Origin of the sequence: Symbiopectobacterium purcellii (genome assembly GCF_052050035.1) — a bacterium.
Lineage (GTDB): Bacteria > Pseudomonadota > Gammaproteobacteria > Enterobacterales > Enterobacteriaceae > Symbiopectobacterium > Symbiopectobacterium purcellii_A.
Map to the genome: position 1 here is coordinate 5,148,291 of NZ_CP189882.1, position 13,501 is coordinate 5,161,791.

The 13,501-nt window shown below is 48.4% G+C and carries 11 protein-coding genes and 9 pseudogenes; 10 read left to right on the forward strand and 10 right to left on the reverse strand.

The annotated features are described in order from the left end of the window. Positions 1-99: 99 nt before the first annotated feature. Positions 100-624, forward strand: a pseudogene (locus ACQGXV_RS34960) (IS30 family transposase); the annotation flags it as partial. 40 nt (positions 625-664) lie between these two features. Here ACQGXV_RS34960 and ACQGXV_RS34965 read toward each other — a convergent pair. Next, positions 665-928 (reverse strand): annotated as a pseudogene (locus tag ACQGXV_RS34965) (transposase); the annotation flags it as partial. Between the two features lie 60 nt (positions 929-988). Here ACQGXV_RS34965 and rhtA point away from each other — a divergent pair. The 5 genes and pseudogenes from rhtA to glnQ form a co-directional block, all read left to right on the forward strand. Further along, a pseudogene (gene rhtA / locus ACQGXV_RS34970) lies at positions 989-1,687 on the forward strand (threonine/homoserine exporter RhtA); the annotation flags it as partial. A 340-nt stretch (positions 1,688-2,027) separates the two neighbouring features. Further along, entirely contained in the window at positions 2,028-2,534 is a 507-nt protein-coding gene (gene dps / locus ACQGXV_RS34975) for a DNA starvation/stationary phase protection protein Dps (RefSeq protein WP_440864583.1), read from the forward strand. Between the two features lie 356 nt (positions 2,535-2,890). Next, the gene (glnH, locus tag ACQGXV_RS34980) at positions 2,891-3,634 is read left to right on the forward strand and encodes a glutamine ABC transporter substrate-binding protein GlnH (RefSeq protein ID WP_440864584.1); all 744 of its coding nucleotides are present in this window, start codon (positions 2,891-2,893) and stop codon (positions 3,632-3,634) included. Positions 3,635-3,660: 26 nt separating this feature from the next. Further along, entirely contained in the window at positions 3,661-4,320 is a 660-nt protein-coding gene (glnP, locus tag ACQGXV_RS34985; protein ID WP_222160302.1) for a glutamine ABC transporter permease GlnP, read from the forward strand. Then, positions 4,317-5,039 (forward strand): glutamine ABC transporter ATP-binding protein GlnQ, encoded by a 723-nt coding sequence (glnQ, locus tag ACQGXV_RS34990; protein WP_440864585.1) that lies wholly within the window; start codon positions 4,317-4,319, stop codon positions 5,037-5,039. Before glnP ends, glnQ begins: the two co-directional genes overlap by 4 nt. A gap of 127 nt (positions 5,040-5,166) precedes the next feature. Here the strand turns inward: glnQ and ACQGXV_RS34995 are convergent. The 6 genes and pseudogenes from ACQGXV_RS34995 to ACQGXV_RS35020 form a co-directional block, all read right to left on the reverse strand. After that, positions 5,167-5,415: pseudogene (locus ACQGXV_RS34995) on the reverse strand (M3 family metallopeptidase); the annotation flags it as partial. Between the two features lie 36 nt (positions 5,416-5,451). Beyond that, the gene (locus tag ACQGXV_RS35000; RefSeq protein WP_440862690.1) at positions 5,452-6,426 is read right to left on the reverse strand and encodes an IS30 family transposase; all 975 of its coding nucleotides are present in this window, start codon (positions 6,424-6,426) and stop codon (positions 5,452-5,454) included. 59 nt (positions 6,427-6,485) lie between these two features. After that, positions 6,486-7,373 (reverse strand): annotated as a pseudogene (locus ACQGXV_RS35005) (M3 family metallopeptidase); the annotation flags it as partial. A gap of 38 nt (positions 7,374-7,411) precedes the next feature. After that, positions 7,412-8,017 (reverse strand): annotated as a pseudogene (locus ACQGXV_RS35010) (IS256 family transposase); the annotation flags it as partial. A 55-nt stretch (positions 8,018-8,072) separates the two neighbouring features. Then, positions 8,073-8,996 (reverse strand): IS5 family transposase, encoded by a 924-nt coding sequence (locus ACQGXV_RS35015; RefSeq protein ID WP_440864586.1) that lies wholly within the window; start codon positions 8,994-8,996, stop codon positions 8,073-8,075. Positions 8,997-9,073: 77 nt separating this feature from the next. Next, positions 9,074-9,181: pseudogene (locus tag ACQGXV_RS35020) on the reverse strand (transposase); the annotation flags it as partial. Between the two features lie 85 nt (positions 9,182-9,266). Here ACQGXV_RS35020 and ACQGXV_RS35025 point away from each other — a divergent pair. Then, positions 9,267-9,476, forward strand: coding sequence for a hypothetical protein (locus ACQGXV_RS35025; RefSeq protein WP_440864587.1), 210 nt, complete (start codon positions 9,267-9,269; stop codon positions 9,474-9,476). A 27-nt stretch (positions 9,477-9,503) separates the two neighbouring features. On the opposite strand, the gene ACQGXV_RS35030 is transcribed toward ACQGXV_RS35025, so the two are convergent. Next, positions 9,504-10,715, reverse strand: coding sequence for an IS256 family transposase (locus ACQGXV_RS35030; RefSeq protein ID WP_440862551.1), 1,212 nt, complete (start codon positions 10,713-10,715; stop codon positions 9,504-9,506). Positions 10,716-10,787: 72 nt separating this feature from the next. Between ACQGXV_RS35030 and ACQGXV_RS35035 the strand changes: the two genes are divergently transcribed. Beyond that, complete coding sequence (locus tag ACQGXV_RS35035) at positions 10,788-11,459, forward strand: transposase family protein (RefSeq protein WP_440867803.1); 672 nt, start codon at positions 10,788-10,790, stop codon at positions 11,457-11,459. A 76-nt stretch (positions 11,460-11,535) separates the two neighbouring features. Here the strand turns inward: ACQGXV_RS35035 and ACQGXV_RS35040 are convergent. After that, positions 11,536-11,709: pseudogene (locus ACQGXV_RS35040) on the reverse strand (transposase); the annotation flags it as partial. Between the two features lie 143 nt (positions 11,710-11,852). Here ACQGXV_RS35040 and ACQGXV_RS35045 point away from each other — a divergent pair. Together ACQGXV_RS35045 and ACQGXV_RS35050 are read left to right on the forward strand one after the other, a co-directional pair. After that, complete coding sequence (locus tag ACQGXV_RS35045; RefSeq protein ID WP_440862584.1) at positions 11,853-12,218, forward strand: IS630 transposase-related protein; 366 nt, start codon at positions 11,853-11,855, stop codon at positions 12,216-12,218. Beyond that, complete coding sequence (locus ACQGXV_RS35050; RefSeq protein WP_440862665.1) at positions 12,142-12,675, forward strand: IS630 family transposase; 534 nt, start codon at positions 12,142-12,144, stop codon at positions 12,673-12,675. The genes ACQGXV_RS35045 and ACQGXV_RS35050 overlap by 77 nt, the downstream gene beginning before the upstream one ends. Before the next feature lie 29 nt (positions 12,676-12,704). On the opposite strand, the pseudogene ACQGXV_RS35055 reads toward ACQGXV_RS35050, so the two are convergent. After that, a pseudogene (locus ACQGXV_RS35055) lies at positions 12,705-13,457 on the reverse strand (transposase family protein); the annotation flags it as partial. Positions 13,458-13,501: the final 44 nt, after the last annotated feature.

Consider the following 13,501-nt stretch of genomic DNA (forward strand, 5'->3'; position numbering starts at 1 on the left):
TATCAGGGCATAGGATGTAATCATTTTTAAGTCGGTTGGCTATATCAGCAGCTCCCTCATCGGGGTAAACGGTATAACTATCAGACCGATGAGAACAAACGCGGTCCTATTCCCAACCGTGTTGGCATTGAGCAGCGGCCGGCCGTTGCTGACCTCAAGCAGGAACCCGGGCATTTCGAGATTGACACCATCTTTGGCAAAGATCAGAAATCATTCCTGCTGACGGTGGTCGATAAAGCCGTCAAGCTGGTCATCATTCGCAAACTGCCCAACAAGCGAGTAGAGACAGTGGTAGCGGCCTTCAGGGACATCGTTGCCAATACCTTCTGCGAGTTTAAAACCCTGACTGCTGACAACGGTTCTGAATTTTCCCTGCACGGGGAAATTACAAAAGTCACGGGGGCACCGGTCTACTTTGCCCGGCCATATCATTCCTGGGAACGCGGGTTGAATGAGCATACCAACGGGCTGATACGGCGTTTTTACCCGAAGGGAACGGACTTCAATTATGTCACCCATCGCAAGGTTGCAGCACTCGAACACCTGCTCAATACGCGAGGCCGAAAATCGCTGGGTTATCGTTCTCCAATTGAGGTATTTTTAACGCACTTACAGGCGGCATAATGCCCTACCGTTTTGTTGCGTTTCGACTGGGAATGGGGCTGTTGCGGTCGCGCGGAATATCGAGCTCGAGCGCACCATTTTGGCTACGTACGCTCTTGGATGTCTTGCCATTGCGGGAGTTGCCTGAATTATTACCAGCCGGGTCATGCTTAGCATACCCAAGGTGTATCTTCATCTCAGCTTGAAGAACCCGTTCCGCCAGTCTTTTAGTCAGCTCCTTGAGTATGCCTGATTCGCCGAGAAGCTCCTGAGGGGAGTGGCAATCCTGAAGCAGTTGGTCAATAAGTTCGTTGCTGATAGGCATTTTTTGTCATCTGAAGGTTTTCCTCAAAATGCCATTTACACAGATCTTTTTACACTCTCCTGGCGCATGCGTATTCAGGGGAATCGATTACCCTTGCTGCTGTACGGTTTGACCCTTGGTGGCATGAACTTTTTGTTCTACCTCTCTATTCGAACTGTTCCACTGGGTGTCGCGGTCACGCTTGAATTTACCGGCCCGCTCGCCGTGGCCATTTTTTCGTCACGTCGGGCACTTGATTTTCTTTGGATCCTTTTGGCACTAACCGGCATGTGGTTTCTATTGCCGCTGGATAACGACATTGCCAACGTCGATATGCAGGGCGCGCTCTGTGCCATCGGCGCAGGTGCCTGCTGGGCGTTATATATTGTGTTCGGAAAAAGCGCAGGTGCTAACCATGGTCCGGCGACAGTGGCGATTGGTTCATTGGTGGCGGCGGTGGTGTTTTGCCCCCTGGGGGTCTATTTTGCGGATACCTCATCGCTCTCCCCTGCTATTCTGCCGCTAGGCATCGCCATTGCGATCCTCTCAACAGCACTGCCTTACTCGCTCGAGATGGTGGCACTGACCCGCCTCCCGGCCAAAACCTTCAGCACGTTGATGAGCATGGAGCCGGCGATTGACGCCCTATCCGGCATTCTGTTTCTCAGTGAGCATCTGCTGCTGACACAATGGCTAGCACTGTTTTGTATCATCGCCGCTTCCCTTGGCGCTACGCTTACAGTAAAACGAGCACGCATCATCAATAGCGCCCAAGGTTGACCCCATTCCCGCCTGAATTTAATCATGTTTCTTCTCTTGCAGGCAGCCTACTGCGGCAAGAGAAGGGTCCTTTCAGCTATATTGCACCACGAATGATACCCGCGCCTGAATAGGTACAGGTTATTACTAGCGCTAAATAATTTTCATTCATTATCGTTATTTACTGTCATGATGACGTGCAATTTCTATAATTAAATCAGTGAAAAAGATATTCACCTGCATTGTCTGTGGGCAATTTCTATAATAGGTATTACCTTGTTATTGCCTGCTTCGAACTCTGCTATAGTTATTTGCATTGAGCAGTCAGATTATTATTTCATTTATCAGGATGAGATACCTTATGGCTACGGCTAAATTGGTAAAAGCAGCAGCATCCGACCTCATCTATACTCGCAATAATCTGGATGAGCACGTCAAAACGTCCACCATCAAACTGTTGGACAAGTTAGTTGTCGACTTAATCGATTTATCATTGATCACCAAGCAAGCACACTGGAACATGCGTGGCGCCAATTTCATCGCTGTTCACGAAATGCTGGACGGCTTCCGCACCGCCCTGACCGACCATCTGGATACACTGGCAGAGCGCGTGGTTCAACTGGGTGGTGTCGCACTGGGCACGGTGCAGGTCATTAATAAAGAAACTTCGCTAAAAAGCTACCCGACTAATATCCACAGCGTGCAGGATCACCTGAAAGCGTTGGCGGAGCGTTACAGCGTTGTCGCCAACGAAGTGCGCAGTGCTATTGCGAAAACAGAAGATGAAGACAGTGCGGATATGTTAACGGCAGCCTCTAGCGATCTGGATAAGTTCCTGTGGTTTATCGAAGCCAACATCGCAGAATAAACCCTGGCATGCTATAAATAGTATCAGGCTATCGTAGCTATCTCGGACACGATGGCCTGCCTATTATGTTAACGTTCATCTATCCTGCCATTCATACATTTTCCTCTTAAAATTCGTACAAAAAGTTAGTTTTTATCCATTCAAACACAATCAACGGTTGTGTCCCGCAGCATAATCAGTTATTCATAGCGGCGTCCCGTGCCGGAGGCGATGTTTGCGTGCATTGGCGACACTGAATAAAAACAAGGAGTTATAAAACATAACCCTCTGTTTCTACAGCTTTTCTCTTAAATACTATTATTAGTAGTGCCTGCTTGAAACAGGCTTCCCACAAACCGCTAATTAGGAAGGATCGGATGAAATCACTACTTAAGGCCTCATTGGCAGCGCTGGCGCTGACCATGAGCGTTTCCAGCTACGCGGCGGACAAGCCTCTCATCGTTGCCACAGACACAGCGTTTGTTCCCTTCGAGTTTAAGCAAGGCGATAAATACGTCGGCTTTGACATCGACCTCTGGGATGCTATCGCGAAAGAGTTGAAACTGGAATACACCCTGAAACCGATGGATTTAGCAGGTATCATTCCTGCCCTGCAAGCCCTCAACGTTGATTTGGCACTGGCCGGGATCACCATTACGGAAGAGCGTAAACGTGCAGTCGATTTTTCTGATGGTTATTACAACAGCGGCTTGCTGGTCATGGTAAAATCAGATAACACCAGCATTCAGGGTGAACAGGATCTGGCGGGCAAAGTAGTAGCAGTGAAAAGTGGCACCGGTTCGGTTGACTACGCCAAGGCCAATATCAAAACCAAAGAACTGCGCCAGTTCCCGAATATTGACAATGCCTACATGGAGTTAGGTATCGGTCGTGCCGATGCAGTACTGCATGATACGCCGAACATCCTGTACTTCATCAAAACAGCGGGCAATGGTCAGTTTAAAGCGGTGGGTGATTCCATCAAGGCGCAGCAATACAGTGTCGCCTTCCCGAAAGGCAGCGAACTGCGTGAAAAAGTGAATGCGGCATTGCAAACGCTGCGTGATAACGGCACCTATGCTGAAATTTATAAAAAATGGTTCGGCACTGAACCGAAATAATTGCCGTATCAGTCTGGAGAACGTTCATGCAGTTTGATTGGAGTGCCATCTGGCCTTCTCTGCCCCTTCTGTTAGAAGGGGCAAAAATGACCTTGCTGATTTCCGTGCTGGGTCTGCTGGGTGGCTTGGTTATCGGTGTCGTCGCGGGCTTTGCCCGCGTTTACGGGAGTTGGATTTCCAACAAAATCGCGTTGGTGTTTATTGAAATCATCCGCGGTACACCGATTGTTGTACAAGTCATGTTTATTTACTTCGCCTTGCCGATGATCCTGACGTCGGTGCGTATCGATCCCTTCGCTGCCGCGGTGGTCACCATCATGATCAACTCTGGTGCCTATATCGCGGAGATTACACGCGGATCGGTATTGTCGATTCACAAAGGATTTCGTGAGGCGGGTTTGGCACTGGGGTTATCAAAACGCGATACGCTACGCCATGTGATTGCACCGTTGGCGTTGCGTCGAATGTTACCGCCATTAGGCAACCAATGGATCATCAGTATCAAAGATACCTCGCTGTTCATCGTTATCGGCGTGGCGGAACTGACGCGTTCCGGGCAAGAAATCATTGCGGGTAATTTCCGTGCGCTGGAAATCTGGAGTGCGGTTGCGGTGATCTACCTTGTCATCACCTTGGTACTGAGTTTCATTTTGCGTCAGTTGGAAAGAAAACTTAAGATTATATGATTGAATTCAAGAACGTTTCTAAACACTTTGTTCAGACAAAGGTGTTGCATGACATCAATCTGAATATCAACCAGGGTGAAGTAGTGGTGATTATCGGTCCGTCAGGCTCCGGTAAATCCACGCTGCTGCGCTGCATCAATAAGCTGGAAGACATTACCAGCGGTGAGTTGATTGTCGATGGCCTGAAAGTGAACGATCCTAAAGTTGATGAGCGCCTTATCCGCCAGGAAGCGGGTATGGTGTTTCAACAATTTTATCTTTTCCCGCATCTGACCGCGCTGGAAAACGTGGCATTTGGCCCGATTCGCATGCGCGGTGCCAGCAAAGCGGAAGCCGAAAAGCTGGCGCTGGAACTGTTGGCGAAAGTGGGCCTGTCTGAACGTGCCAACCACTTTCCCTCCGAGCTTTCGGGCGGCCAGCAGCAGCGCGTGGCAATCGCACGTGCACTTGCCGTCAAACCCAAACTGATGCTGTTTGATGAGCCAACGTCGGCACTCGACCCAGAATTACGTCACGAAGTACTGACAGTAATGAAAGATCTTGCCGACGAAGGCATGACCATGGTCATCGTTACGCACGAAGTGGGATTCGCTCATAAAGTCGCTTCACGTTTGATTTTCATTGATAAAGGCCGTATCGCCCAAGATGGCGATCCTGAAGAGCTGATCACCAATCCTCCCAGTGAGCGGTTGCGTGAGTTCTTGCAGCATGTCTCCTGATACGGTAGCCGTAATGCACTAAAAAAGGGGGGAGCACCTTGCCGGTCTCCCCCTTTTATTTGTCACAGTCCCTTGCGTTCCCGACCGAAATCCCCCGCTGTAGCCAGCACGCCCCCAACCTAGAGACTCATGCTATATACGGGTATTCACGTTCGATGAACGCCGAAAACGCCTCACACATCGCACGATCGCCCTCCCGATTATCTGCCAATATGCGCGTACCATCGACGATACGAATGTGGGCATTCAAATCGGCATCAGCCTCAGGTTGCGCATGCTCGGCAGCATGTTGGATAGCCGCTTGCGCCTGTTGCCACGCCTGCTCAACCGTCAAATTACAGGCTTCGGCCAGATAAGCCGGATTGAACCCTTCGCCCCATTCCCAGTCGAAACGCAACAAAACGGTAGGGCATTATGCCGCCTGTAAGTGCGTTAAAAATACCTCATTTGGAGAACGATAACCCAGCGATTTTCGGCCTCGCGTATTGAGCAGGTGTTCGAGTGCTGCAACCTTGCGATGGGTGACATAATTGAAGTCCGTTCCCTTCGGGTAAAAACGCCGTATCAGCCCGTTGGTATGCTCATTCAACCCGCGTTCCCAGGAATGATATGGCCGGGCAAAGTAGACCGGTGCCCCCGTGACTTTTGTAATTTCCCCGTGCTGGGAAAATTCAGAACCGTTGTCAGCAGTCAGGGTTTTAAACTCGCAGAAGGTATTGGCAACGATGTCCCTGAAGGCCGCTACCACTGTCTCTGCTCGCTTGTTGGGCAGTTTGCGAATGATGACCAGCTTGACGGCTTTATCGACCACCGTCAGCAGGAATGATTTCTGATCTTTGCCAAAGATGGTGTCAATCTCGAAATGACCGGGTTCCTGCTTGAGGTCAGCAACGGCCGGCCGCTGCTCAATGCCAACACGGTTGGGAATAGGACCGCGTTTGTTCTCATCGGTCTGATAGTTATACCGTTTACCCCGATGAGGGAGCTGCTGATACAGCTCACCGCCGGCCCGGCGCTCCTGCTGGATATAGCGATAGAGCGAGTTCTTGCTGACGGACAGGCCAAATTCCAGGACCAGGCGCCCACTAATGACCTCAGGTGAGGTGTGGGTAGACAGCGCCGTTCTGATAAAGTCCTGAATGTGCGGTTCAAGCTGGTTAATCACGCTGTCCGGCCGAGTTTTCTGCCGCCGCCCTCTGGCCAACGTTTCGGCCCTTCTGCAGGAATAGACCCCGTTGAAAGCGGCGTCGGTATTGCGTCTGAGTTCCCTGCTGATGGTAGAACGAGGAAGCTCCAGTTCCCGGGCGATGGTGGCCTGGTTAACCCCATCACCACGCCGTTTTTCGATGTAGAACCGCTCTTTGTGAGTCAGATGTTTTCCCTGCATGCAACGGGATCTCCAGTAGGGCCAGAACGGTGATTTTATCCGGGTCTGGCCAGTGGGTCACTTTGTTGCGTTTCGAGTGGGAATGGGGCTTCGCCGGTCAAACTGCGCAGCGTGTCATCGTGGCTGACGCTGTTACCAGGACGCCAGTAATGCTGTGCCAGATCCGGACCAATGGCAGGGTTATCCGTAAGATAACCATCGCGCTTAAGAAAGAAATGCCGCGTCTGCTCGACCGCCATCAGTGCCAACAGATAACCTTGGTACGAACAGGCCGACTCCATCGACAACAAATGTGGAATGGCAATGGTAGGACGTGGGCTGCCGCCAATGCCTAAAATACGCTGATCAATGTCACGCGCCAGCTGTGTAATAGCTGCTGGCGTGCGTGCCTCATCTTCCATGTTGTAAAGCTGCCATTCAAAGTAAGGCAGCAGCAAAATGTGGCGCTCGTTAAAGGCACGCATCGGTTGACGCACAGCGATATCCGCTTTGATCAACGCATCAGAGAGGACCTCGCCCTGACGATTCTTCGCATAACGCTTTAACCAGTCAGCGTCGTGCAGCAGGCTGTCGCAAAACATGGATTGCGTTTCCACATAGGCCATTGATGTAGGAGGGAATTCCTGCGAGAAGCAAGGTGCATTCTGACGAATATTGGCAAAATGCGCCGCATGACCACCTTCATGAAACAGGGTATTAATGCGCGTGGCACCGCTGCCCACTTGATCCGGTTTAGCCAGACTGGTGAAATTGATTTTTGCTGGCAGCCACTGCCCTTCCTGCATAAAGGGGGGAACCGGGCCGTGCATAAAGCCATTTTCATATTTGCCTTTGCGCACCAACAGATCCAATTGCATCTCTGCACCGTTAAACCCGATATGCAGTCGCTTAAAGCTGTTAATCCAGCGTTCTAACGAGGCGGAGAAAGGAAAATAGGGATCCAGTTGGGAGTCTGTAAAGAATTTTGTGTAAATGGCTCCATTGCTTAACCGGAGATTCGTTCTCCATACATCAACATGAATTGGCTCATAGCAGGTTTCCAGTCTCTGATTGGCAAGGTCCATTTAGCAGAGATATTATGCAAGGCTAGATAGAGTAATTTTATCACCGAGTCATCCGTTGGAAATATTCGTCGCGTTTTCGTTATCTTGCGCAATGAAGCATTTAACGACTCTATCGCGTTGGTGGTGTAGATAACCTTGCGGATCTCCGGCGGAAAGTCAAAAATGACGATGAGACGTTCCCAATTATTTCTCCACGATGGGCTGAACGTCGGGAACTGCTCATCCCATTTGGCCGCGAAGGCATCCAGGGCCTCTTCAGCGCCCTCTAGCGTTGCGGAACTATAGATGGTGCGCAGGTCAGCAGCAACGGCCTTACGCTCTTTCCAGCCGACGCAGCGCAGCGAGTTCAGCACCTGATGCACAATGCAGAGCTGTACCCGCGTATGCGGGTAAACAGCTTCAATGGCATCAGGAAAGCCTTTCAGGCCATCGCAGCAGGCGACGAATATGTCCTTTAGTCCACGATTTTTCAGTTCTGTCATCACAGATAACCAGAACTTGGCCCCCTCAGTTTTGGCTATCCATAGGCTTTGTTGAATAAATCAGAATTAGCCGACAGGATGACTCCCTCTGCTACACCTGTTATCCTATCCTGACGCTGTGTGGCATACCCAACAACGTCATACGGTTCAGCGCTTTGACCATCGCTATGGCTTCACCTACTTGAGCCTCATAGTCACGCAGGCTCAGATGGCCACCCAGCAAAGTTTTTATGCGGAACATCGCTGTTTCTGCCACTGAACGCCGGTGATAACCCACTTTCTTTTTCCACATATCATTACTCCCGCTCAGACGCTGATTCGCCACCGCATGGTTACGTTCATGGTACTTGTCCGGCCAGTATTTGGCTCCGCTTCGCGGCGGGATAAGGGGCCTGATTTTCTTTCTTAGCAACGCATCGTGGCAGTAACGGGCGTCATAAGCACCGTCTGCTGACACTTCCCTGATTTTTCGGTGGGTTTGGTTAATCAGGCCCGGCAGTGCCTGCGCATCTGTCGTTCCGCTGAGCGATAAGTCGGCACAGATAATCTCATGCGTCGCACTGTCTGCTGTCAGATGAAGCTTGCGCCACACTCTTCGTCTGTCAGCCCCATGCTGCCTGACTTTCCATTCACCTTCGCCAAAGACCTTCAGACCGGTACTGTCGATGACCAGATGCGAGATTTCACCACGCGTTGGCGTTTTTATGCTGATACTGACGGTTTTTGCCCGCCGACTGACCAGAGAGTAGTCCGGGCAGCGCAGTGGCAGGCTCATCAGTGTAAAAACCGAGTCGACAAAGCCCTGTAATGCCCGGAGCGACAGGTTAAACACGCGCTTTATCATCAAAACCGTGGTAACAGCCATATCGGTGTAGTAAAGCGGCCGACCACGACCTTCAGGCGAAGAACTGTCAGTCCATGCAGCGATGGCCGACTCATCAAGCCAGACCGTCAGGGAGCCGCGTTGTCTGAGTGCTTTGTTGTAGGTGGGCCAGTTGGTGATTTTAAACTTTTGCTTTGCCATGGGGAGCTGCTATCGGAAGCGATGATAGTGCTTTGATCCGGCGATCCCCTGAAAGTTCGATTTATTCAACAAAGCCCTATCCATAGCCCCAGCAGCTCTTTTTCGCCCTGGCCGTTGACGCCGAGGGCCAGATAAACAGACTTGTTGGCCACGGCTCCGCCGTCCTGGCTTTTGACAACAATACAAAACTAGTTGCTGAATAGAGACTTGCATTTTTTGTCAGGCTATTGAGAATAAAAAGAGGTTTAACTTAGAGAATAAAGGTTTGAAATGATCAACAAAGAGCGGTTGTTACGAGATAATCGTTTATGTAAAGCAATCATTGGATTATCAGTCGAAGAATTGAAAAATTTAGCCGCTGAATTTTCAGCTTGTTATTTGATTTATCGGAAAAAGAATCGAAAAGATCACGAGCGGCAGATGGGTGGAGGGCAGAAAGGATTTATCCCAACCCCATTAGATAAACTGCTGAGTCTGTAAAGAATTTTGTGTAAATGGCTCCATTGCTTAACCGGAGATTCGTTCTCCATACATCAACATGAATTGGCTCATAGCAGGTTTCCAGTCTCTGATTGGCAAGGTCCATTTAGCAGAGATATTATGCAAGGCTAGATAGAGTAATTTTATCACCGAGTCATCCGTTGGAAATATTCGTCGCGTTTTCGTTATCTTGCGCAATGAAGCATTTAACGACTCTATCGCGTTGGTGGTGTAGATAACCTTGCGGATCTCCGGCGGAAAGTCAAAAATGACGATGAGACGTTCCCAATTATTTCTCCACGATGGGCTGATCGTCGGGAACTGTTCATCCCATTTGGCCGCGAAGGCATCCAGGGCCTCTTCAGCGCCCTCTAGCGTTGCGGAACTATAGATGGTGCGCAGGTCAGCAGCAACGGCCTTACGCTCTTTCCAGCCGACGTAGCGCAGCGAGTTCCGCACCTGATGCACAATGCAGAGCTGTACCCGCGTATGCGGGTAAACAGCTTCAATGGCATCAGGAAAGCCTTTCAGGCCATCGCAGCAGGCGACGAAGATGTCCTTTAGCCCACGATTTTTCAGTTCTGTCATCACAGATAACCAGAACTTGGCCCCCTCAGTTTTGGCTATCCATAGCCCCAGCAGCTCTTTTTCGCCCTGGCCGTTGACGCCGAGGGCCAGATAAACAGACTTGTTGGCCACGGCTCCGCCGTCCTGGCTTTTGACAACAATACAGTCAAGGTAAACAATGGGATAAAGCGCATCCAGCGGCCGTTGCTGCCAGCGCTTAACTTCATCCATCACAGCATTGGTCACTTGAGAAATGAAGCCAGCGGAAACATCGACCCCGTAGACTTCTTTAAAGTGTGCCTGAATATCACGGGTTGATAACCCTCTGGAATAGAGAGAAATAATGCGGTCATCGAAGCCGTTAAGCTGTTTTTCGTGCTTACCGATCAGTGTCGGCTCGAAGGTACTGTTGCGGTCGCGCGGAATATCGAGTTCGATCTCCCCATTTTGGCTACGTACGCTCTTGGATGTCTTGCCATTGCGTGAGTTGCCTGAATGATTACCAGCCGGGTCATGCTTAGCATACCCAAGGTGCATCTCCATCTCAGCTTCAAGAACCCGTTCCGCCAGTCTTTTAGTCAGCACCTTGAGTAGGCCTGATTCACCCAGCAGATCCTGAGGGGAGTGACAATCTTGAAGCAGTTGGTCAATAAGTTCGTTGCTGATAGGCATTTTGTTATCCTTTGAAGGTTTTCCTCAAAATGCCATTTACACAGATTATTTTACAGTCTCAAACTGCTTTTTATTTTATTGTATTTAAAATGTTATCCGACCTATGATTTGCAAGGACTTCTTTTTGGTTTAGATAGAACACGGGTATGTCGCTGGGTAAAAATATTATTGCCGGTTTTAGAGATGACCTTGGGGCGAGAATGTGTTTTGCCCGCTCGTCAAATTCGCTCTGCTGAGGAATTTTTTCGCGCCTTTCCTGGAGTTAAAGACGTCTTTATTGATGGGACAGAGCGACCTGTCCAAAAGCCTAAGAATCTGCGTCGGCGAAAAAAAATGTATTCGGGAAAGAAAAGACAGACCATTCGAAAAGGGCTTATTATGACTGACGAAACAAGGCAAATTGGATTTATCCCCATGAGCAAAAATGGGCGCCGTCACGATAAACGCTTACTCGATAAAGTCGATATAATTCGCCATATTCCTCCTGAGGTAACCATCTGGGCAGATACCGGTTTTCAAGGTATAGATAAACAGCATCCTAATACACAAATCCCAAAAAAAGGAACTCGAAAAAGACCTTTATCGCCTGAACAAAAACAAGAAAATAAAATAATCTCGGGCATCCGTATTACAGTTGAACACGCCATCGCGGGTATCAAGCGCCTCGGTTGCATGACCCAAATTTTACGGAATCGTAGACCCTTTATTGATGATACCTTCTTACTCCTTAGCGCCGGTCTTTGAAATTTCCATCTCAGAACAGCGTAAAATTTACTTCAATCACCGAAACACCCTTATTTCACTATTAAGCAACACGCTTACAGTCAAGGTAAACAATGGGATAAAGCGCATCCAGCGGCCGTTGCTGCCAGCGCTTAACGTCATCCATCACAGCATTGGTCACTTGAGAAATGAAGCCAGCGGAAACATCGACCCCGTAGACTTCTTTAAAGTGTGCCTGAATATCATGGGTTGATAACCCTCTGGAATAGAGAAAGCGTGTTGCTTAATAGTGAAATAAGGGTGTTTCGGTGATTGAAGTAAATTTTACGCTGTTCTGAGATGGAAATTCCAAAGACCGGCGCTAAGGAGTAAGAAGGTATAGCTAAACGACTTAATTTTGATTACATTATTTAAATGAGCTATTCAATTGATTTTAGACGTAAAGTGATATCTACACGGAAAAACGAAGGGTTGAGTATCCGAGAAACAGCGAAGCAATTTCGGATTGGCCCTGCCTCTGTATCGCGTTGGATTAATCAAATAGAGTCAAAAGCATCGACCACGCGTCAGCGAAAGATCGATAAATCCGAGTTGATAAAAGATGTTGAACAATATCCAGATGCTTACCAAAAAGAACGTGCAGAGCGTTTTGGCGTTTGTCAGAAGGCCATTTGGCAAGCGCTTAAAAAGCTGGGATTGACCTATAAAAAAAACTCTACGTCATCCGAAAGCCGACGAAAACGCCCGGCAGGGATTTCAACAAAAAAAACAACAGTATGAAAAAGAAGGTAAACCTATTGTTTTTATTGATGAAAGTGGTTTTTCACACGATGCCCCACGGACTCACGGCTATTCCCCAAAAGGTCAACGGTGTTTTGGCCTGAAGAACTGGGGAGCTAGGGGAAGAACAAATGTTATCGGCGCTTTATTAGGCACAACGCTGTTTGCTATCGGATTATTTGATATCAATATTAACAGCGATGTTTTCTATGCCTGGGTCACACAAGTCCTTATCCCAGTACTCCCTAAAAACAGTGTAATCATGATGGACAATGCCACTTTTCACAAAAAACATAATATTCAACAAGTCATCATCGATGCAGGGTATATGGTGGAGTATTTGCCTACATATTCGCCAGATCTTAACCCAATTGAGCATAAATGGGCACAAGCAAAAAGCAAAAAAAGAGAGATGGGTTGCGATACAGAGAGTTTGTTCTCAGTCCATATGGTGTAATCAAAATTAAGTCGCTTGGCTATATCATCAATAAAGGGTCTACGATTCCGTAAAATTTGGGTCATGCAACCGAGGCGCTTGATACCCGCGATGGCGTCTTCAACTGTAATACGGATGCCCGAGATTATTTTATTTTCTTGTTTTTGTTCAGGCGATAAAGGTCTTTTTCGAGTTCCTTTTTTTGGGATTTGTGTATTAGGATGCTGTTTATCTATACCTTGAAAACCGGTATCTGCCCAGATGGTTACCTCAGGAGGAATATGGCGAATTATATCGACTTTATCGAGTAAGCGTTTATCGTGACGGCGCCCATTTTTGCTCATGGGGATAAATCCAATTTGCCTTGTTTCGTCAGTCATAATAAGCCCTTTTCGAGTGGTCTGTCTTTTCTTTCCCGAATACATTTTTTTTCGCCGACGCAGATTCTTAGGCTTTTGGACAGGTCGCTCTGTCCCATCAATAAAGACGTCTTTAACTCCAGGAAAGGCGCGAAAAAATTCCTCAGCAGAGCGAATTTGACGAGCGGGCAAAACACATTCTCGCCCCAAGGTCATCTCTAAAACCGGCAATAATATTTTTACCCAGCGACATACCCGTGTTCTATCTAAACCAAAAAGAAGTCCTTGCAAATCATAGGTCGGATAACATTTTAAATACAATAAAATAAAAAGCAGTTTATCTAATGGGGTTGGGATAAATCCTTTCTGCCCTGCACCGGCTTTGTTGAATAATTTAACCGTTTGATTTACATCTTCTTTAGTTAGAATGCATTTACAGAGAATGTATTTTGTTAGAACGACAAATCAAATAGTTAGCACAATAAAAA